The following is an 18,540-nucleotide window of genomic DNA, read 5'->3' as shown; positions in this document are numbered from 1 at the left end:
CCTGCTCACGGCAAGGGAGCGCTCATGTCCACGATTCACATGCACCAGACGATCGCCGCGACACCCGAGGAGTACGTCGCCGGGCTCACCGACTTCGGGCCGGGGCGCTCGGAACTCTTCGGCAACAGCGCCGACAAGTACCTGGAGGTGCACGACCGGGGACCGCACGAGGCCGACGTCACCGAGGGCTCGACGGGAATCTGGGAACGGCTGCACTACGACTGGTCCGACCCGCGCCGCGTCGTCATGACGACCACCGACTCCAACGTGTGGGGCGGCAGGTCGGGTCACACCTACACGTTCACGCCGAAGGCCGACGGGACGACCGAGGTGGACGCCGTCGTGGTCCGCGAGGGCAAGAACTTCAAGGGACGCGTGCTCGGCGCGGTCGTCGGCACCGTCGGCAAACGCCACCTCTCGAAGGCCTTCGCCGACACCGGCAAGGCCATCGAGGCCCGCCACCAGGCCGACGCGGGCGCATGACACCACCGTCCTCCGAGCCGGGCCTGGCCGGACAGACCGTCGTGGTCACCGGAGCCGGCCGCGGCATCGGCCTCGCGATCACCGAGGCGTTCCTCGCGGCGGGATGCCACGTCGTCGCGGGATCACGCACCCGCACCGAGGCCCTCGACGCACACGTGGAACAGGGCGCGGACCTCACCGTCGTGGAGGTCGACCTCGCGACGCCTGACGGCCCCGCCGCACTGGTCGCCGAGGCCGCCGCACTCCACGGCGGCATCGACGTGCTGGTCAACAACGTCGGGGCGGTGCGCCCACGGGTCGACGGCTTCGCGAGCGTGACGGACGAGGACTGGGACTGGACCCTGACCGTCAACCTCATGGCCGCCGTCCGCACCACCCGCGCCGCGCTGCCGCACCTGTTCGCCGCCGCCGGGGGACGGATCGTCACCGTCTCCTCGGTCAACGCCCGCCTGCCGGACCCGCTGGTCATCGACTACGGCGCCGCGAAGGCCGCGCTGACCAACTTCTGCAAGGCCCTGTCCAAGGAGGTGGGGCCACGCGGTGTGCGGGTGAACACGATCGGTCCCGGCCCGGTGGAGACGGCGCTGTGGCGGGGCGCGGACGGCGTCGCCGCCACGGTCGGGCAGTCCCGCGGCGTCGACCCCGGCGCCGTGGCCCGCGCCGCCGAGGCCCAGGCGGCGACCGGCCGCTTCACCCGCCCGTCGGAGGTCGCGGATCTCGTCGTCTTCCTCGCCGGCCCCGGCGCGGCCAACATCACGGGCGCCGACTTCGTCGTCGACGGCGGCCTCGTCGACGCCCTGTGAGGCGGTGAAGTCGCGGGCGGACCGTCACGTCCTAGCGAAGGGACCGGCCGTTGCGCAGGCGTGAGCCCCCGAGCACGAGGGCGACGAGGAAGACGGCGATGCCGATGACCAGGAGGTAGAGCAGGCCGTCCGCGGCCACGCCGATGATCCCGAGGATGACCGCGACCAGAATGAGGAAGAGAATCCAGGCCATGGCGGGCCTCCTTTGCCCTCGTCCGCCGGCGGGCCGGCAGTGCCTCGCGTCTGATCGCCGGCCCGGCGCCGGAACCCGAAACCGGCACGACGGCAGCTCTCGGGCCTGTTCCGCCGCCCAGCGGCGGCGGACCTCGTCGAGTTCGGCCAGGAGTTCTTCCCGTCCCGCCCACGCCTACCCACTCACCCCGGGGCAAACCGGGCAGTGGGTGCGGGCCTCCCCACGCCACCCGCGGTCGGGCCCGGCCGCACTCGGCCGGTGCGGCCGGCCCCTTCCTGCAGCAGGGCGCGCACCAGGGCCAGGGCCGGCCACTGCAGCCGTCCGGGCCGGGCCACCGCGTAGGCGCGCAGCACCACCGGCGGATCGGCCAGCGGGACGATGCGCACCCCGGTGAGGGGGGCGCGGTCGGCCGGCAGGAGGGCCACCCCCAGCCCGGCGGCGACCATGTGCTGCACCAGGTCGAGGCTGTCGGCGCGATGGGTGACCCGCGGGGTGAAGCCGGCCATCGAGGCGAGCGTGCGCACCACCGTCTCGTCGGCGGTGTGCCGCGAGTTGGCGATCCAGTCCAGCCCCGCGCAGGCCGCGAACACCTCGGTGGAGGAGGCCGCGGGCACGTCCAGGCCGGCCGGCACCGCGAGGACCCAGTCCGCGCTCCACAGCGGCGTCACCTCCACCGACCGGTCCGCCGGCGCCGGGGCCAGGTTGTAGTCGTAGGTCAGCGCGAGGTCCACCGCGTCGTCGGCCAGCAGTGCCAGCGACTCCGGGGGCTCGTGCTCGCGGACCAGCAGCCGTACCCGCGGGTACTGCTCGGAGAGCCGGACGACCAGCGGCAGCAGGAAGTCGCGCACCGCCGTCAGGTATCCGGCGACCCGCACCGTGCCGTTCGGCTCGGCCCCCGTGCTCAGGTCCAGCCGGGCCGCCTCGACCGTGTCCAGGATCCGCGCCCCGTGTTCGACCAGCCGGCGCCCCGCCGGGGTCAGCCGCACCCCGCGGCCGTCCGGCTCCACCAGCACCTGGCCGACCTCCTTGGCGAGCGCGGCGAGCTGCTGCGACACGGTCGACGTCGTCACGTGGCAGTTCTCGGCGACCGCGCGCATCGAACCGAGACGCGACAGCTCGCAGAGCAGGGCGAGGCGGCGGGTGTCCATGAGGGCATCGTTCACGATTCATGAACGGACTGTCCAGAAATGACACGTGGACGGCAACGGTTCCGGGCGGTCTACTGATCCACATGACGCCCCACGGCCAGCCCATCCCACGTTCCGACGGCCACCGGGCCGGCGCCGGCGCCGCCATGGCGATCGCCGCGATGACCTCCATCCAGGCCGGCCTCGCGCTGTCCGTCGGACAGTTCGACCGGATCGGCCCGGTCACCACCGCCTGGCTGCGGCTGGTCTGGGCCGGACTGATCCTGCTCGTCCTGGCCCGGCCCCGGCGCTCCGACTTCACCCGCAGCGGGCTGCGGGCCTGCCTGGCGCTCGGCGTGGTGACCGCGGGCATGATGAGCCTCTTCACGCTCGCCATCGCCCGCATCCCGCTCGGGACGGCGAGCGCCCTGGAGTTCCTCGGCCCGCTCGCGGTCTCCCTGTACGCGGGGCGCCGCGCCGGGTTGCTGCGGTGGAGCCTGCTCGCCGCGGCCGGGGTCGTGCTCCTCACCCAGCCCTGGCGCGGCGGGACGGACCCGGTCGGCATCGCCCTCGCCCTGGCCGCAGGCGCCGGCTGGGCCGGCTACATCCTCCTCACCCAGCGCGCCGGCGACCAGGTCGAGGGCCTCAAGGGGCTCGCCGTCTCGCTGGCGACGGCGGCCCTCGTCACGACGTTCCTCGTCGGCCCCGCCGCGATCGGCTCCGTCACCCCGTCCCAGGCGCTCACCGGCCTGCTGCTCGCCGCCTTCGCGCCGCTGCTCTCGTTCACCCTGGAGTTCCTCGCCCTGCGACGGCTCACCACCGCCGCCTTCGGCACCCTGATGAGCCTCGAACCGGCGATCGCCATGACGATCGGAGCCGCGGTCCTGGGCCAGTTCCCCGGGCCGGTCGGCGTCCTCGGCGTCGCCGGCGTGGTCACGGCCGGCATCGCCGCGATCCGCGCCGGCGCCCGCACCCCGGCCGTCCCCGCCCCGACCGCACCGACCTCGCCCCCGGCCCCGGTGACCGGAGGGGGCGCCGAGCCCGTCGCGGCGGCGGCCACCCGGGAGCCGACCCACTGACGCCCCCCGCCGGCGAGGAGGACGCGGAACACCCACCCGGCGGTCACGACACGGCGCCCGGCCGGCAGCGATGGGCCCAGGCGGCCAGCAGCCGCAGGGCCGTCTCGGACGGCGAACCCTCCTCCACGGTGTGTGCCACCAGCGCCTGGTCCGGATCGTCGGGCTGGCGCAGCGTCTCGAAGCCCAGATCGAGCTCGCCGACGACCGGATGGCGGTAGACGTACCGGCCGTGGGTCTTGTCCCGCAGCTCGTGCGCCGCCCACAGCCGGCGGAACTCGGGGCTGGCGGCCAACAGTTCGTCGACCAGCGCGGCCGTGCCGGGATCGTCCGGGTGACGCCCGGCGTCCAGCCGCAGGTAGGCGGCCACGTCGGCGGCCTTCCCGGACCAGTCCGCGTACAGGCCGCGCATCCCCTCGTCCAGGAACACCAGACGGGCGAGGTTGCGGTGCCGGGGCGGCAGCACGCCGAAGTCCGTGATCAACGCGGCGGCCAGGGCGTTCCAGGCCAGCACGTCGGTGTTGCGCCCCACCACGTACGCGGGGACGTCGGCGATGGAGTCGAGCAGCCGCCGCAGCCCCGCCCGCACCCGTTGCGGGGCCGGCCCCGCGACCCCCTCCGGCCCCTCCGCCCGTCCCGCCCGCTCCGGCTCCGGCCACGGGCGGGCGAGCCGGTAGAGGTGGTCGCGCTCCACCGGGTCCAGCCGCAGCGCCCGGGCGACGGCGTCCAGCACGGCCTCGGAGAAGTGCAGGGTCCGCCCCTGCTCCAGCCGGACGTAGTGGTCCACGCTCACCCCGGCCAGCCGCGCCAACTCCTCACGACGCAGCCCGGGAACCCTGCGCTGCCCGCCGTAGTGCGTCAGCCCCAGGTCGTCGGGGCGCAGCCGGGCACGGCGCGAGCGGAGGAACGCGCCGAGTTCCGTACGTCGGTCGAGAGCCATGCCCACACCCTCCCACGGCGCCGTCCCGTCCTGCCTGGTCACGCCGTGCCCAGGCACCGGCTGCCACTGGCCGCCCCGCCCGCGGGCGGGCACCGTGACGGACGGCCCGGGCCTCCCGGCGCCGGCCGGCGTGCACCACGCCCCTCCCGCCGCCCCGACGTCCAGCCCGGGCCCACCAGCACCGACGAGCCCCCCGAGCAGCCGCGACGCAGCCCGGGAACCCGACGAGGAGTCACCACCGCATGAGCGCCACCCCCCTGCCCACCCACCCCCTCGGCACCACCGGCATGGACATCACCCGGGTCGGCTTCGGCTCCTGGGCCGTCTCCGGCACCGGCTGGCGGTTCGGCTGGGGCGCCACCGACGACGCCGAGTCGATCGCCACCATCCGCCACGCCGTCGCCTCCGGCGTCAACTGGATCGACACCGCCGCCGTCTACGGCCTCGGCCACGCCGAGGAGTTGGTCGGCCGGGCCGTCGCCGGCATCCCGGAAGCCGAACGCCCCTTCCTGTTCACCAAGGCCGGCCTGGTCTGGGACGCGGCCGACCCGCAGGCCGCACCCCGACGCATCATGAAGCCCGCCAGCGTCCGCCGCGAGCTGGAGGACTCGCTGCGCCGCCTGGGCGTCGACCGCATCGACCTCTACCAGGTGCACTGGCCCGACACCGGCGGCTCGATCGAGGTCGCCGGTGACGGTACCGGCGAGGCCGGCGCGGACGCCACCCCGCTGGAGGAGTACTGGCAGCTCATGGCCGACCTGCGCGCCGAGGGCAAGGTCCGCGCGATCGGCCTGTCGAACCACACCCTCCCGCAGCTGCGGGCCGCCGAACGGATCACCCACGTCGAGGTCGTCCAGCCGCCGTTCTCCGCCGTCAACCGCTCCGCCGCCGCCGAGATCGCCTGGGCCGCCGACAACCGCACCGGCGTGATCGCCTACTCGCCGCTGCAGTCCGGCCTGCTCACCGGCGCCTTCTCGGCCGACCGCGCGGCCGCCCTGCCCGCCGACGACTGGCGCCGCGACCACGCCGACTTCACCACCGGCCTGCCGGCCAACCTCGCCCTCGCCGACGCACTGCGCCCGGTCGCCGCCCGGCACGGCGCCACCGTCGCGGAGGCAGCCATCGCCTGGGCGCTGGCCTGGCCCGGCGTCACCGGGGCCATCGTCGGCGCCCGGCGGCCCGACCAGGTGGACGGCTGGCTGGGCGCCGGCGCCCTGGAACTCACCGCCACCGACCTGGACGAGATCGCCGCCGCGATCGCCCGCACCGGAGCCGGCACCGGCCCCGACCGCCCCTGACCGCCCCTGACCGCCCCTGACCGCACCTGACCGACCGCCCCGGCCTTCCCCACGGAGGAACCCCGTCATGCCCCTGGTCGTCATCGCCGAGTGCCGGGCACTGCCCGGACACGAGGACCGGCTGCGCACCGCCCTGGAATCACTGATCGAACCGTCGCTGGACGAACCCGGCTGCCTGGCCTACCGGTTGTACGCGGACCCCAACGACCCCGCCCGGATGGCGGTGGTCGAGGAGTGGACGGACGACCGGGCGCTGGACGCGCACCTGTCCACCGGCCACGTCCGGCACGCCGGCGCGGTCCTGGACGTCACCCTGGCCGAACCGATGGCCCTGCGCCGCCTGGTGGCCGCCCCGACCGGGTGAGGCCGGTGCGGCCCGGGCTCCGTACGCAGATGCCCGGGGGTGCCGGCCGGGATCGAGCGCCCCCGGAACCTCCCGCCGCCCCTGGTGTGCGAACATATGACACAGGTGTTTCAACAACGGGGGGCGTCATGGGGAGCAACGAAGTACACGATCTCGACCGGGCGTTGGTCCTGGGACCCGGCGGGAGGCTGGGCACCGCGTGGACGGCCGGACTGGCCGCGGGGCTGCGCCGAGCCGGGGCGGACCTGGGCGAGGCCGATCTGATCGTGGGCACCTCCGCCGGTGCGATCGTCGGCGCCGTCCTCGCCACCGGGCAGGACCCCGCCCGTTTCGCCGCCCTTCCCGCCCGGCGTCCCGCCGACGGGACGCCTGCGCCGCGCCGGCCCGATCCGGCCGTGACGGGCGCGGTGTTCGCCGTCCTGGGCGAGCCCGGTGTGGACCCGGCGCAGGCGCGCCGCCGGGTCGGCCGCATCGCCCTGGACACGGTCGACGCGGCGGCGGAGGAGCGGCTGATCGCCCAGCGCGCCGCGCTGATCGCCGCCGACACCTGGCCGCGGCGCCGTCTGCTGATCCCGGCCGTCGACGCCGAGACCGGCGAGCCTGTCGTGTGGGACGCCGCCGCGGGCGTCCCGCTGGTGCGCGCGGTCGCCGCGTCCAGCGCGTTCCCCGGCGTCGAGCCGCCCGTCGCCGTCGACGGCCGCCACTACTTCGACGGAGCTCTGCGGGCCGGGACGAACATCGACCTGGCGGCCGGCGCCCGTACGGTGGTGGTGGTCGACCCGCTCGCCCACCGCCACCCCCGTCCCGCCGCCGGGTCCGCCCACGTCCTGGCCCCCGCGGCTGCCGCCGTGCGGCTCCTGGACGAGGACCCGGGCGACCGCGAGTCGTGGACGGCGGCCTACCAGGCGGGCCTCGACCAGGCCGGCGACGCAGCCGAGGCCCTGCGCCCGTTCTGGCGGCCCGTCACCGACCGCCGCTGACCTCCGGGGTGCTGCGCTCCATGGTGGGGCCGGCGCGGGCGGGCCCCGGCCCGGCCCGTGGCCGGACACGGGTTCCTGGCGCGCCGTACGTCCCTCCGCCCCCGGTGGACTCAGGCTTCTCCGTCCCGGTCGGGGTCCTGGAACTCCAGTTCGTCGGGGCCGAGTTCGGCGTTCTCCGCGTGCTCCTGCCGGGGGGGGGGCGTCATCGCGCCGTGCGAGCCTTTCGGAGCCGCCGGCGCGGCCACCACGGATCCGATCCGGCTCGGCACGTCCTGCCGCGGCTCTTCGGAAAGGTCGGGGCCCTCGGTGAGGGGTGCGTTCCCGGGCGCGGGGTGTGGCGTCGGCAGCACAGTCGGTGGGCGGCCCGGTTCGTAGTCTCCTGACGTCTGCACGGCACCCGAACCTCGACCGGAGACGACGAGAAGCATGCTGAAACGAATCTGCTCCGCCCTGTTGACGCTGGCGATGACCCTCGGCCTGGTGACGGCCCTGAGCGGCACGGCATCGGCGACGAACTACCAGGTGATCGACTGGCACATCTCCAACATCACCGCGGGGGGCAGCATCCACCACCAGAACTACTGGAACCTGATCGACGCCATCCACCGGTACACCTACGGGGAGCCGACCGGCGTCAACAACGTCACGGAGACGACGACCGAGCGCGGCCGGCTGATCCAGGTGCGGGTCCTCGACACCAACAACGTGCACCTGGTCTCGGTCTACCTGTGGGCCAACGACCTGTACGTCGCCGGCTTCTACGCCCCGCAGGGCAACTCCCACTGGGCGTTCAACGACCGGCGGCAGGAGTTCGAGAACGCGCTGGGCGTGCGGGTGCCGGAGAACCGCCGGATCGCCAGCAGCAACTACAACGACATCCCGGGCGGCAGCCAGCGGGGTTCGCTCGTCCTCAACCCCGAGAGCATCTACACCGCCATGCGGACCCTCGGCCGCGCCACGGCGTACAACGACACGGTCGGCCGGGCGCTGCTCGTCTCGACCCAGATCTTCTCCGAGGCGGCCCGGTTCGGCGTCATCTTCGACGTCGTCCGGGGCAACATCAGGAACCCCAACCAGGGGCGGCAGCTGAACTACTTCGACGACCAGCGGGGATACATCCTCGCCGCCAACGTCGAGAACCAGTGGGCGACCATCACGAGCTTCGTGCGCGATCTCCGGGCCAACCCGTCCGGCCGGAGCATCACCATCATGGGGCACACCGTCAGCAGCATCGCGGCGCTGCTCTACTACGTCGGCTTCGTCGAGCTGAACGGGCGCATCATGCACGAACGGTCGTGAACCTTCACGCGGTCACGCGGCGGAGGCGGCGGCTAGGACCCGCGCGGGGACGAGCCGCCGTCCGCACTCCGTCCGGCCCCGGAGGCGCGGCCGGACGGGTCAGCGGTACTCGCAGAGGTAGGCGGTCTCGCCGTCGACCTTGAGGTGGAACGTGCTGTCGCCCGGGACGTCGAACCGGGTGCCGGCCGCGAAGGTCTCCCAGCCGTCGGCGCCGGGCAGCCGGACGGTCAGGGCGCCGCTGATCACGTGCATGGTCTCCGGGCGGGCGGTGTCGAACGCGTAGTCGCCGGGGGCCATGACGCCGACGGTCGCCGGCCCGTTCTCCTGGTTGAAGGCGATCGACTTGACCGTGCCGTCGAAGTACTCGTTGACCGTGAACATGGGCATCCCCCTCGGGGAACGGGCGGGAACGGGCGGGCCGCTCGCCGCGTGCTGGGTGTGGCGGGGGAAAGCTACCGGTGGCACGGCCGAAGCCGGCGATCCGTCTCGCCCCGCGAACGCGTTCGGCCCGTCCCGGGTCCGCCGGTGTCTTCACGCGTAGCGTTCACCCGCAATCCATTGCAATGGGTTGGAGTGGCTTCGTTGCGTTATATCTAGAGTCGATGCAACGATTTCACTGAGTCTAGCTGCAGGTTTGGTCGTCCTGTGCAACGCGTCGGTTGTCGAAGAGTGGAAAGCAACGTAGCTTTTCCGTTGTCAGAAACGCCGAGCCCAAGCGCAGGAGAGGCATCATGCAGAAGTTCGACACCCTCGCCCCCATCGCCGTCGTCCTGGACGTCCCGGCGGGCCTGATCCGGCTCGTCGCCGCCGACCGGAGCGACACCGTGGTGGAGGTCGTCCCGCAGGACGCGTCGAAGAGCCGGGACGTGACGGCGGCGGAGCGGATCCGGGTCGCCTACACCGACGGCGTGCTGCGGATCGAGGCCCCGGAGGCGAAGAACCGGATCCTCGGCGACTCCGGGCGGGTCGAGGTGACCGTCCGGCTGCCGGCCGGCTCCAGCGTCGAGGCCAGGGCCGCCCTCGCGGAACTCCTCGGCACCGGACGCCTCGGCGACGTCGCCTTCGAGGGCGCGCAGGCCACCGTCACGCTCGACGAGGCCGCGAGTGCCCGCCTCACCGTCCAGGCCGGCGACATCAGTGTCGGCCGCCTCACCGGCGACGCCCGGCTCGGTACCCGCAAGGGCGACCTCGCCGTCGCCGAGGCCACCGGCGGCACGGTCGAACTGCGTACCGAGCACGGTGACATCGCGCTCGGCGCCGCCCGCGGCGTGTCCGCCACCCTCGACGCCGGCACCTCCTACGGCCGGATCCACAACGCGCTGACCAACGCCGACGGCGCCACCGCCGCGCTGGCCGTCACCGCGACCACCGCCTACGGCGACATCACCGCCCGCAGCCTCTGACCCGAATCCGCAGGTAGTGGCGGAGGCTGGTAGCTGATACGACGACAGGTGCGCTTTCGGTTTGAGAAGATTGAGGTTCCTACGCCTAATCGACTCGAACGTGAAAGTGCACCTGTCTGGTGAAGACGATATCGCGTCGCCGTACCGCCTCCCGTACTCCCGGTGGTCGCTGGACCCGTCTGAACGCCCAGGTGGGCGGGGTGGACGGGTCGCTGACCGAGAACGGCGGCCTGCTGCTGGTTGCCGAGCTGGACCGGGTGCTGGGGGTCACCGCCGCGCTGGACGCGGGGATCGGCCCGGTCAAGGAGCGCGACCGGGGCCTGTCCGGGGGCGAGTTCGCGCTGGCCTGCGCGGTGGTGCAGCTGACCGGAGAGGACCACCTGGTCGGCTTCGACCGTCTGCGCGCGGATGCGGTCGGCGAAGGGCTGCTGCCCGCACCGGTCCCGGCTGCTACCACAGCCGCCACGCTCGCGGCCCGGTTCGGGCAGCCGCAGCGGGAGGGCGTGGAGACCGCGTGCGCGAAGCTGACCGGGCGGGCGCTGGCAGCGCTGCCGGTCACCGAGCGGGCCCGGATCCTGTCCGGGCGGGTGACCGTCGACCTGGACGCGAAGGACGTCGAGGTGTTCTCCACCCGCAAGGAACAGGTGGTCCGCTCCTACAAGGGCGAGATCTCCGCACGGGTGCACGCCGCGCACTGGGCCCAGGCCGGCGTGGTACTGGTCGCGGACCTGCTGGACGGCCGCTCCGACGGCCGCACCCACGCCCTCGGCCAGATCGACCGGGCCGTGGACGCCGTCCGCGCGGCCAACGCCACAGGACAGGTCCTGTTCCAGGGGGACACCGGCTACTTCGCGGGCAGGGTCGCCGAGAAGATCGTGGCCCGTGGCGCGTTGTTCCGGCTCGGCGTCCCACGCAGCACGGCGCTGTGGCGAGCGGTCGCCCGCGTGCACGAGGACGACTGGATCGACGCCCTCGACTATCCCGACGCGCAGGCCGCCCTGCTGGACCACGCACCGGCCGGCTGGCCGGAAGGCACCCGGGTGATCGCCCGACGAGTCCGCTACGACGCGGCCGACCTCTCGGCCGACGCGCGCTCGCGTCGCTCGCGGACCGTCGGCAGGGACCAGCTCGCCCTGGTGCTGGACGGCATCGCCGATCAGGCGTTCGCCTACTCGTTCTTCACGACCAACGAGGTGCTGGACCTGGACGAGGAGATCGCGCTCGCGGAGTGGGAGTTCCGTCGCCGCACCGAGGTCGAGGAACTGTTCCGCGACACCGCCCACGGCGCCGGCCTGAACCACCTGCCCTCCGCGTCCCACGCCGTCAACGCCATGTGGATGTGGGGCGCGCTGCTGGCCTACAACCTCTCCGCCTGGCTGCAGATGCTCGCACCCATCGGCACCGCACGCCGTCGCATCGCCACCGTCCGTCGCCTGCTCATCGCCCGCGCCGCCCGGTTGACCAGCACCGGTCGCCGCCGTCGGCTCCGGTTCACCGCCGCAGCGGCCAGCCTGATCGGCCAGACACTGGCCCGCATCCGAGCCCACCGCCGCCTCCAGTCCGCCTGACCGACCGCCCCGACCGGTCCAGAACCACCCGCCACCGCCTTGGAAAGCCGCCCACCCGACGCGCCAGCCGGGCCATTGGCCTACCCACACACCCCACACTCCAGCCGACGACCAGCCAAAGAGATCAACTGACAGGCCGTCGGCCACTACCTGCGGATTCGGGTCTGAGCACCACCGTGCCTGCGGCTGCGGGATCCGCCGGGCCGTCGGGCGAGTGAGGCCAGGTCGATGACGGTGTATCCGCGGGACTCGACGGCGTCGACGACGGCGGGCAGCGCGCGGGAGTCGACGTTGGGCCCCGAGGTCTCGGTGGAGCCGAGGTGCATCTGGAGGATCATGCCGGGCCGGATCGCCCGGGCGGCCCGGTCCGCCGCGTCCTCGACGCTCACGCCGCCGCCCTCGCCGAGGTAGCCGAGGGTGTCGTCGGTGAACTCGATGTCGGCGTAGCCGAGCGCGTTGACCTGGGCGATGGCGGACGGGCTGGTCTCGCCGTAGGGGAAGCGGTAGAAGGGCAGAGGGTCGGTGCCGGTGGCGCCGCGGATCGCCTCGTCGGCGCGTTCCACCTCCTCGCGCAGCCCGGCCCGGTCGAGGTCGGCGAGCCGGGGGTGGCTGTAGGAGTGGCTGGCGACGCCGTGCTCGGCGGCGAGCGCCTCGGCCGCCGCCGGGTTCGCCTCGGCGAACCGGCCGGTCAGGAAGAAGGTGGCGGGGACGTCGCGGTTGCGCAGCTCGTCCAGCACGGCGTCGATGCCGTCGTCGTTCCACGCCGCGTTGAAGGTGAGGGCCACCACCGGGTCGCCGGTGGGGACCAGCCGGATCTCCTTGCCGAAGAGGTCGGCCGGTCCGCGGCGGCCCGTGACGGGCCCGGCACCGGCAGCGGGGTGCCGGAAGGCCGCCGAGCCGCCGGACGGGGGGAGTGCGAGGGCGGCGCCCGCCGCGAGGAACGTCCGTCGCCGAAGCCGCCGCTGAGGGGAGGTCACCGCCACAGTGTCCGGCCGCCTCCGCGTCACCCGCGGCCTGACACGCCCGTGGTCGGGCCGGTCCACCGGGTAGGGCGCGGGGACCGGCCCCGCGAGCCGGTCCAGCCTTCGCGCAGCGAACCGATGAGCCACCCGATGCAGGACCCGATCGGCAGGGAGAAGTGGATCACCGGTCCGAGCAGGAGGAGCGCGGCGGACAGGAGCCCGGCCGTGTCGCCGAACTCCCCGGCCGGACCACCGAACGCACCGGAGGCGGCCGGCACGGCCGGTACGGCGACGCCCCCCGCCGTCAGGCGCGGCGCCCACGCGCGGACCCGTCCGAGTGCCGTCCCCGGCGCGAACGCCGAGGCGGCCGCGCACGCCACGTACTCCATCGCCGGCGCCCCGTCGGCCGGCGCGGTGCTCCGCACCCCTCGCAGGAGCCACGGGCCCACCCCGATCAGCACGACCCATCCCAGGGCGCACGCCACACCCACCTCGGCGATGCCGTCACGGCTCCCCTTCTCTCCTCGGGAGCCGGCATGGCACGCACTTTGAACGCGTTCAATTCAGCCCCCGGGGATCCGGACCTCCGGGGCGCGCCGATGCGTCTCGGTGCCGATCGTGACGTCGGCGGGGGTGCGCGGACGGGGCGCCGGGTGGCGTGTCGGCCCTTCGTGCGGCCGGAACGCCCGACAGATGGCATGGTGGTGCGCCACGGGCGGGATCGCACGCCGGCCGGCGTGCCTGCCAGTCGCACGCCCGCCAGGCGGCGCGCCCCGCTCGCCGGAAGCGACCACTGAGGAGAAGGCACGGCCTTGGCAACCGACTACGACGCCCCCCGCGACAGCAGCGACGAGAGCAGCGACGACAGCATCGAGGCGCTGAAGAGCAAGCGCGACGACAAGCAGAGTTCCGCGGTCGACTCCGACCCGGAAGCCGTCGAAGGCCTGGAGCTTCCGGGCGCCGACCTGTCCGGCGAGGAACTCACCGTCCGGGTCGTGCCCCTCCAGCAGGACGAGTTCACCTGCATGACCTGCTTCCTGGTCCACCACCGCGCGCAGCTCGCCGGCGAGGACAGGAACGGCCAACCGATCTGCCTCGACTGCGCGTCCTGAGGGCTGCGGGAGCGGCGGTGTCCCGTTCGGGAGTCCGCCGCAGCACCGCCGCGGGCCCGCTCCCGGACCTCGGGGGCGGGCCCGCGGCGGCTCCCGGTGCACGCCGCCGCCCCGGCTCGCCGACCGTGGGACTCCGGGCATCACGACGACGGCACCGTCCCTGGCCCGGGGCCGGCGTTCCCTAGCCGCCCCTTCGCGCTCGCGCGCCCGGACCGAACGCCCGGGGGTGCGCCCGGGAACGCCCGCCCGGCTGCCGCACGCCCCGGTCAGAAGTGCACCAGCAGCTCCGGAAAGGCCGGCAGCTGCAGGGTGGCGGTGTGCTCGCCGAACTCCTCGTGCTCCAGCACCCACGTGTGCTCGTGCGGGATGAAGACCGCGTTCAGACCCGCCCGGCGGGCCGGGATGATGTCCGACTTGGGCGAGTTGCCGATCATCCAGGTGCGCTCGGCGGGGAGCGACGCCCCGACCACCAGGCGGCGGTAGGTGTCGACGTCCTTCTCCGCCACGATGTGGATGCCGTCGAAGTGGTGGGCGATCGAGGACTGTTCGACCTTGCGCCGCTGCTCGTCCTCGTCGCCCTTGGTGAGCATGAGCAGCCGGTGCCGGCCGGCGAGCTGGGCCAGGGTGTCGGCGACGCCCGGGATGAGCTCCACCGTCCGGCTCGTCAGGGGCAGCAGCAGCTCGTCGATCCGCTCCCGGTCCTCGGCGGTCGGCGTCCTCCGGTGCCACTGCTCCAGGGACTCGGTGAGGTTGTGGCGGAACACCGCGGCGCCGTAGCCGAGGGTCTTCGCGTTCGCCGCCTCCACCCGGTCCAACAGCGCCCGGGCGGCCGGCCGGTCCTCCGCGGTGGAGGCCACCCAGTCGAGGAAGCCGTCGATCACGCGCTCGAAGAGCACGTTGTTCTCCCAGAGCGTGTCGTCGGCGTCGAACACGAGCACCTGGTCACCGGTCACTGTCATCCACTCCACCCGTCCATGACGGCCCTTCGGCCGACGCGGCGGCCGGGCCTTCGTTCTCCAGAAGTTCGACCACGCGGGCCAGCGACTCCCTCAGCGCCTCGCCCCGGGCCGCCTCGCAGGCCTCCTCGATCGGCAGCCACCGCACCCGGGCGGACGGCCGCTCCGGGCGGACGGCGGCCGGGGTGCGGGTGGCGAGCACGAACCGGAGGTCGGCGTGCTCGTGCGCGGGCTCGCGGTCGGACGCGGGCACCGGCAGCACCACGACGTGGAGGAGCCGAGCGGTCGGCCAGAACGCGAGGTCGGGCAGGTTGCTCTCCTCGCGGGCCTCGCGGAGCGCGACCTGCGCCGGGAACTCCTCGCCCGGGTCGCCGTGCCCGCCGACCTGCAGCCAGTCCTGCTGACGCTCGTGCCAGCGCAGCAACACCTCCCGCCCGGCGGGGTGCACGATCAGCGCCGACACCGTCAGGTGCAGCGGCCGTTCCCGGGCATAGGGGTCACCGGCTGTGGCGAGCGGGACGATGCGGGCGACATCCGCGGCCTCCCTCTCGCTGCGCGGCCGGAACTCCGACAACAGCTCGGCGGCCGTCCGGAGTTCCCTCGATGTGCCGGTGTCGTTCACGCCGCTCCCCGTTCCCGTCTCGGTCCGGGCGCTCGGCCCGCGGTGTCCGAACCTAGCCCAGCCCCCGGACGCCCGGGTACCGGATTTCCTCCGGGCCGCATCTCCGCGCCAAGGCGAGCCGAGGCAGGACGTCGAGCCGAGTCGAGGGTCGTCAGCGCCCGGGCGAGCACGAGGGGCGGCTGCCACAGCGCATTGAGCGTGCTGCTGCCCAGCCGCACCCGCTCCGTGGCCATGGCCGCCACACCCAGGGCGAGCAGCGGGTCGAGGTGCGTGCCGTACCGGACGGGCATCGGCTTCCCGCCGGGGTAGCCGTCGGGAGGGGCGAGCGGGGCCAGGAGCCGGTCGGCCACCCAGAGACTGTGGCAGCCCGGCGCCTCCAGCGCCGCGCACATCGCGGCACTGCGGTCGGGATCGGCGAACGGGCCGAACTGGACGAGCTCGTCCCGGTCCTCGCGCAGGGCCTGCGCCTGCCACCGGTCCATGACCGCCTGGACCGCGGCGATCCCCTCGTCCAGCTCGCGGTGCTGCGCCTCCATCGCCAGGACCTGCTCGGCGTCGAGGTCCAGGCGGGGCAGCAGCACCGGCCAGAGCATCTCGTCCCCGCCGGTGTGGTGGGCGTGCAGACCCACGGCGTACTGCCGCCGGTGCTCGGCGAGGATCCGGGAACGGGCGGTGTCGCCGGGGTGCACGCCCTGGACGAGTTCGGCCAGCAGACGCGACTCGCGGCGGAACACCTGGTGGATCATCGCCATCTCGCGGGTGTAGGGGTGGAGGGGGGGAGTGGGAGGTGTCGCTCGAAGTCATGGCAGCCAGTCTCCGGAGCCCGGTTGCAGGGAACTTGCACCCGACCTGCCCCCGGCTCCGCCCGCCCCCGTCGACGACTACCCGCGCCGCCCCGGAGCGCGGCCGTGCCATCGGGACAAGGCGCTCAGCCACGAGAGGAGTTGACCGTCCCTCTGCCCGTGGCGAATCTGCGGCGGGCAGAGAAGCCGCATCCGGGGGCCTCGCGAGGTCAAGAGTGGAGTCGACGGCATCCACGCCTCGACGAGGAGACCAGATGACTCCACTCACCACGCCCCCGCTCCGTGCGGAGGAGGGCGACACCCCGCCCAGCCGCTTCGACGACCACCTCGCGGCCCAGCTGCTCGGACAGCGGATCGTCCTCCTCGGCACCCAGGTCGACGACGTCTCGGCCAACCGGGTCTGCGCACAGCTGCTGCTGCTGTCGGCGGAGGACCCGCGCACCGACATCAGCCTGTACATCAACAGCCCCGGCGGGTCGGTCACCGCGGGTCTGGCCATCTACGACACCATGCGGCTCATCCCGAACGACGTCTCGACGCTGGCCATGGGGTTCGCCGCCAGTATGGGCCAGTTCCTGCTCACCGTCGGGGCGTCCGGCAAGCGGTTCGCGCTGCCGAACGCGCGGATCATGATGCACCAGCCCTCCGCGGGCATCGGCGGCACCGCCGCGGACATCGAGATCCAGGCCGAGAACCTCCAGTTCACCAAGAAGGCCATCGAGCGGATCACCGCCGAGCACACCGGGCAGAGCGAGGAGACGATCGCGCGCGACGGCGACCGGGACCGCTGGTTCACGGCCGAACAGGCCAGGGAGTACGGGATCGTGGACCGGGTGGTGGAGTCGGTCACCGACATCCGCCCGGCCGCGTCCCGCCGACGGATGGGGCTGTGACATGGGCTCGTACACGGTTCCTTACGTCATCGAGCGGACCGCGCAGGGCGAGCGGTCCTACGACGTCTTCAGCCGGCTGCTGAACGAGCGGATCGTCTTCCTCGGCACCGAGATCGACGACGGGGTCGCCAACGTGGTCATCGCACAACTCCTGCACCTGGAGTCGGAGAACCCGGAACGCGAGATCTCGATCTACCTCAACTCGCCCGGTGGATCGTTCACTTCGCTGATGGCGATCTACGACACGATGACGTTCGTGCAGGCGCCGATCTCCACGTTCTGCGTCGGTCAGGCGGCGTCCACTGCGGCGGTGCTGCTGGCCGGCGGAGACCCCGGGCGGCGGTTCGTGCTCCGGCACGCGCGGGTGCTGCTCGGCCAGCCGGCCAGCGGCGGCCGGCAGGGGACGGTCTCCGACCTCAGCCTCGCGGCCAAGGAGATGGTCCGCATCCGCTCGCAGGTGGAGGAGGTCCTGTCCCGGCACACGCACCACGACGTGGCGACGCTGCGCGCGGACATGGACCGGGACAAGGTGCTCACCGCCGAGGAGGCCGTCGCCTACGGCCTCGCCGACGAGGTGCTGAGCCGACGGCTCGCGTTCGCCTGACCCCGCGCGGCCGCGGCGCCGGCGGGCCGGCCGGTACGGCGGGCGGTGCGCGCCGTCGTACCGGCCGCCGGTTCCGGTCAGGAAGCGAGGCAGAGGCCGTCGTACCGCGCCGTGGGCGACATGCGGCCCCGTCCCGTCCGGCTCCCGGTGCGCGCGGTCCCGCTCACCCGGCTCCCGGCGTACCGGGCCAGCTCGTCCTGGGTGAGCGAGAGCAGGTCGGCGAGGCCGAGCCCGAGCGCCCGGGCGGCGGCCGCGAGCACCTCGGAGGAGGCCTCCTTGCGTCCTCGCTCCAGCTCCGACAGGTACGGCATCGAGATCCGGGCCGCCTCCGCGACGTCCTTCAGCGTGCGCTCCTGGGCGATCCGCTCGCGCCGCAGCACATCGCCGACGACGTCGCGCCACAGCGGTTCCCTCGGCGCGGGTGCGGGTGTCCGCGGGGAGCCTGCCGGCTCCTGCGGGGCACGGCCCGCCCCTGCGGAACCGGGCGGCGGGGCCTGCGGGCGCAGGGGGATGACGCGGGCTTCGTTCGGCGCATGAGTGCTCACTCCCTCAGCCTAGGGATCCTGGGTGCCGGGGGAAGAGGGCGGCGTTCTGCCCTGGGTGAAGCCGTACGGACGGACCGTAGGTGCGGGGCGATCAGTAGTAGTGGCGGCGTCCGCCGATCTCGCGGCCCATGAGGCCGGCGACCCACAGGACGAGGCCGATGAGGGCGAGGATGACGCCGATGGTCCACAGGATCGATATCCCGGCGACGAGGCCGATGACGAGCAGAATGACTCCGAGAATGATCACGACTGTCCTCCCTGGGACGGCGGGGCCGCGGGGTGGGAGACGGCCCGAGGGCTCGCACCGGACCGGATCCCCGTAGCCGGTCGGCACGGCCTCCGGCCCCCTGCCCGCTGATTGCTGCGCATGCGCATGCGCATGCGCATGGCTGCGTATACCGCGGGACGGTCCCGGCAAACTCGCGGTCACGTCCGGATGCGGGCCCGGCCGGCCGGGCTGCGCACAGGGCCCCGGCAGGCTGTGGCGGGCCGTGCCCGGTCGGCTCTCC

23 protein-coding genes are annotated in these 18,540 nt (G+C 73.7%); 12 read left to right on the top strand and 11 right to left on the bottom strand.

Annotated features, from left to right (window positions below; translation table 11 throughout):
• Window positions 1-24 precede the first annotated feature (24 nt).
• Together ACF9IK_RS00910 and ACF9IK_RS00905 are read left to right on the top strand one after the other, a co-directional pair.
• Window positions 25-483: a hypothetical protein gene (locus ACF9IK_RS00910; RefSeq protein WP_345328029.1), complete on the top strand. Its 459-nt coding sequence runs from the start codon at window positions 25-27 to the stop codon at window positions 481-483.
• Complete coding sequence (locus ACF9IK_RS00905; RefSeq protein WP_395292318.1) at window positions 480-1,286, top strand: SDR family NAD(P)-dependent oxidoreductase; 807 nt, start codon at window positions 480-482, stop codon at window positions 1,284-1,286. Before ACF9IK_RS00910 ends, ACF9IK_RS00905 begins: the two co-directional genes overlap by 4 nt.
• A gap of 31 nt (window positions 1,287-1,317) precedes the next feature.
• On the opposite strand, the gene ACF9IK_RS00900 is transcribed toward ACF9IK_RS00905, so the two are convergent.
• Window positions 1,318-1,479, bottom strand: a complete 162-nt coding sequence (locus tag ACF9IK_RS00900; RefSeq protein ID WP_395292317.1) for a hypothetical protein — start codon at window positions 1,477-1,479, stop codon at window positions 1,318-1,320.
• Window positions 1,480-1,661: 182 nt separating this feature from the next.
• Window positions 1,662-2,627, bottom strand: a complete 966-nt coding sequence (locus ACF9IK_RS00895; protein ID WP_395292316.1) for a LysR family transcriptional regulator — start codon at window positions 2,625-2,627, stop codon at window positions 1,662-1,664.
• An 83-nt stretch (window positions 2,628-2,710) separates the two neighbouring features.
• On the opposite strand from ACF9IK_RS00895, the gene ACF9IK_RS00890 reads away from it, so the two are divergent.
• On the top strand, window positions 2,711-3,685 hold the full coding sequence (locus ACF9IK_RS00890; RefSeq protein WP_395292315.1) for an EamA family transporter: 975 nt from the start codon (window positions 2,711-2,713) through the stop codon (window positions 3,683-3,685).
• A gap of 43 nt (window positions 3,686-3,728) precedes the next feature.
• Here ACF9IK_RS00890 and ACF9IK_RS00885 read toward each other — a convergent pair whose 3' ends face one another.
• Complete coding sequence (locus ACF9IK_RS00885) at window positions 3,729-4,622, bottom strand: helix-turn-helix transcriptional regulator (protein ID WP_395292314.1); 894 nt, start codon at window positions 4,620-4,622, stop codon at window positions 3,729-3,731.
• A 242-nt stretch (window positions 4,623-4,864) separates the two neighbouring features.
• Here ACF9IK_RS00885 and ACF9IK_RS00880 point away from each other — a divergent pair, with 242 nt between their 5' ends.
• The 4 genes from ACF9IK_RS00880 to ACF9IK_RS00865 all read left to right on the top strand — a co-directional run bounded on the left by ACF9IK_RS00880 (window position 4,865) and on the right by ACF9IK_RS00865 (window position 8,563).
• Window positions 4,865-5,920 carry an aldo/keto reductase gene (locus ACF9IK_RS00880; protein ID WP_395292313.1) on the top strand — a complete coding sequence of 352 codons (1,056 nt, stop codon included), beginning with the start codon at window positions 4,865-4,867 and terminating at the stop codon, window positions 5,918-5,920.
• Between the two features lie 67 nt (window positions 5,921-5,987).
• Window positions 5,988-6,284, top strand: coding sequence for a putative quinol monooxygenase (locus tag ACF9IK_RS00875; RefSeq protein WP_395292312.1), 297 nt, complete (start codon window positions 5,988-5,990; stop codon window positions 6,282-6,284).
• 128 nt (window positions 6,285-6,412) lie between these two features.
• Complete coding sequence (locus tag ACF9IK_RS00870; RefSeq protein ID WP_395292311.1) at window positions 6,413-7,264, top strand: patatin-like phospholipase family protein; 852 nt, start codon at window positions 6,413-6,415, stop codon at window positions 7,262-7,264.
• A 426-nt stretch (window positions 7,265-7,690) separates the two neighbouring features.
• Complete coding sequence (locus ACF9IK_RS00865; protein ID WP_395292310.1) at window positions 7,691-8,563, top strand: ribosome-inactivating family protein; 873 nt, start codon at window positions 7,691-7,693, stop codon at window positions 8,561-8,563.
• 99 nt (window positions 8,564-8,662) lie between these two features.
• On the opposite strand, the gene ACF9IK_RS00860 is transcribed toward ACF9IK_RS00865, so the two are convergent.
• Complete coding sequence (locus tag ACF9IK_RS00860; RefSeq protein WP_395292309.1) at window positions 8,663-8,944, bottom strand: pyrimidine/purine nucleoside phosphorylase; 282 nt, start codon at window positions 8,942-8,944, stop codon at window positions 8,663-8,665.
• Between the two features lie 350 nt (window positions 8,945-9,294).
• Between ACF9IK_RS00860 and ACF9IK_RS00855 the strand changes: the two genes are divergently transcribed.
• Both ACF9IK_RS00855 and ACF9IK_RS00850 read left to right on the top strand, forming a co-directional pair.
• Entirely contained in the window at window positions 9,295-9,966 is a 672-nt protein-coding gene (locus tag ACF9IK_RS00855) for a DUF4097 family beta strand repeat-containing protein (RefSeq protein WP_395292308.1), read from the top strand.
• 119 nt (window positions 9,967-10,085) lie between these two features.
• The gene (locus ACF9IK_RS00850) at window positions 10,086-11,534 is read left to right on the top strand and encodes an IS1380 family transposase (protein WP_395292307.1); all 1,449 of its coding nucleotides are present in this window, start codon (window positions 10,086-10,088) and stop codon (window positions 11,532-11,534) included.
• Between the two features lie 146 nt (window positions 11,535-11,680).
• On the opposite strand, the gene ACF9IK_RS00845 is transcribed toward ACF9IK_RS00850, so the two are convergent.
• The gene (locus tag ACF9IK_RS00845; RefSeq protein ID WP_395292306.1) at window positions 11,681-12,511 is read right to left on the bottom strand and encodes a polysaccharide deacetylase family protein; all 831 of its coding nucleotides are present in this window, start codon (window positions 12,509-12,511) and stop codon (window positions 11,681-11,683) included.
• A gap of 26 nt (window positions 12,512-12,537) precedes the next feature.
• A complete protein-coding gene (locus ACF9IK_RS00840) occupies window positions 12,538-12,957 on the bottom strand; it encodes a hypothetical protein (RefSeq protein ID WP_395292305.1) in 420 nt (139 codons plus the stop codon).
• Window positions 12,958-13,308: 351 nt separating this feature from the next.
• Between ACF9IK_RS00840 and ACF9IK_RS00835 the strand changes: the two genes are divergently transcribed.
• Window positions 13,309-13,608: a DUF4193 domain-containing protein gene (locus ACF9IK_RS00835; protein WP_395292304.1), complete on the top strand. Its 300-nt coding sequence runs from the start codon at window positions 13,309-13,311 to the stop codon at window positions 13,606-13,608.
• A 266-nt stretch (window positions 13,609-13,874) separates the two neighbouring features.
• On the opposite strand, the gene ACF9IK_RS00830 is transcribed toward ACF9IK_RS00835, so the two are convergent.
• From ACF9IK_RS00830 to ACF9IK_RS00820, 3 genes are read right to left on the bottom strand one after another with little or no spacing between them, the layout of a single operon-like run.
• Complete coding sequence (locus tag ACF9IK_RS00830; RefSeq protein WP_395292303.1) at window positions 13,875-14,567, bottom strand: HAD family hydrolase; 693 nt, start codon at window positions 14,565-14,567, stop codon at window positions 13,875-13,877.
• Window positions 14,551-15,186, bottom strand: a complete 636-nt coding sequence (locus ACF9IK_RS00825) for an NUDIX hydrolase (protein ID WP_395292302.1) — start codon at window positions 15,184-15,186, stop codon at window positions 14,551-14,553. The genes ACF9IK_RS00830 and ACF9IK_RS00825 overlap by 17 nt, the downstream gene beginning before the upstream one ends.
• The gene (locus tag ACF9IK_RS00820; protein ID WP_395292301.1) at window positions 15,183-15,938 is read right to left on the bottom strand and encodes an LLM class flavin-dependent oxidoreductase; all 756 of its coding nucleotides are present in this window, start codon (window positions 15,936-15,938) and stop codon (window positions 15,183-15,185) included. The genes ACF9IK_RS00825 and ACF9IK_RS00820 overlap by 4 nt, the downstream gene beginning before the upstream one ends.
• 305 nt (window positions 15,939-16,243) lie before the next feature.
• Here ACF9IK_RS00820 and ACF9IK_RS00815 point away from each other — a divergent pair, with 305 nt between their 5' ends.
• Window positions 16,244-16,882, top strand: coding sequence for an ATP-dependent Clp protease proteolytic subunit (locus ACF9IK_RS00815; RefSeq protein WP_395292300.1), 639 nt, complete (start codon window positions 16,244-16,246; stop codon window positions 16,880-16,882).
• Window position 16,883: 1 nt separating this feature from the next.
• Complete coding sequence (locus ACF9IK_RS00810) at window positions 16,884-17,486, top strand: ClpP family protease (protein ID WP_395292299.1); 603 nt, start codon at window positions 16,884-16,886, stop codon at window positions 17,484-17,486.
• 77 nt (window positions 17,487-17,563) lie between these two features.
• Here the strand turns inward: ACF9IK_RS00810 and ACF9IK_RS00805 are convergent, their stop codons facing one another.
• Both ACF9IK_RS00805 and ACF9IK_RS00800 read right to left on the bottom strand, forming a co-directional pair.
• The gene (locus tag ACF9IK_RS00805) at window positions 17,564-18,031 is read right to left on the bottom strand and encodes a helix-turn-helix domain-containing protein (RefSeq protein WP_395292298.1); all 468 of its coding nucleotides are present in this window, start codon (window positions 18,029-18,031) and stop codon (window positions 17,564-17,566) included.
• A gap of 91 nt (window positions 18,032-18,122) precedes the next feature.
• A complete protein-coding gene (locus ACF9IK_RS00800; protein WP_395292297.1) occupies window positions 18,123-18,278 on the bottom strand; it encodes a DUF6131 family protein in 156 nt (51 codons plus the stop codon).
• Window positions 18,279-18,540 lie beyond the last annotated feature (262 nt).

The sequence above is a fragment of the Kitasatospora hibisci genome, assembly GCF_043950205.1.
Classification (GTDB): domain Bacteria; phylum Actinomycetota; class Actinomycetes; order Streptomycetales; family Streptomycetaceae; genus Kitasatospora; species Kitasatospora hibisci.
Note: the sequence above shows the minus strand (reverse complement) of the source record. Positions and strands in the feature narration are given on the sequence as shown.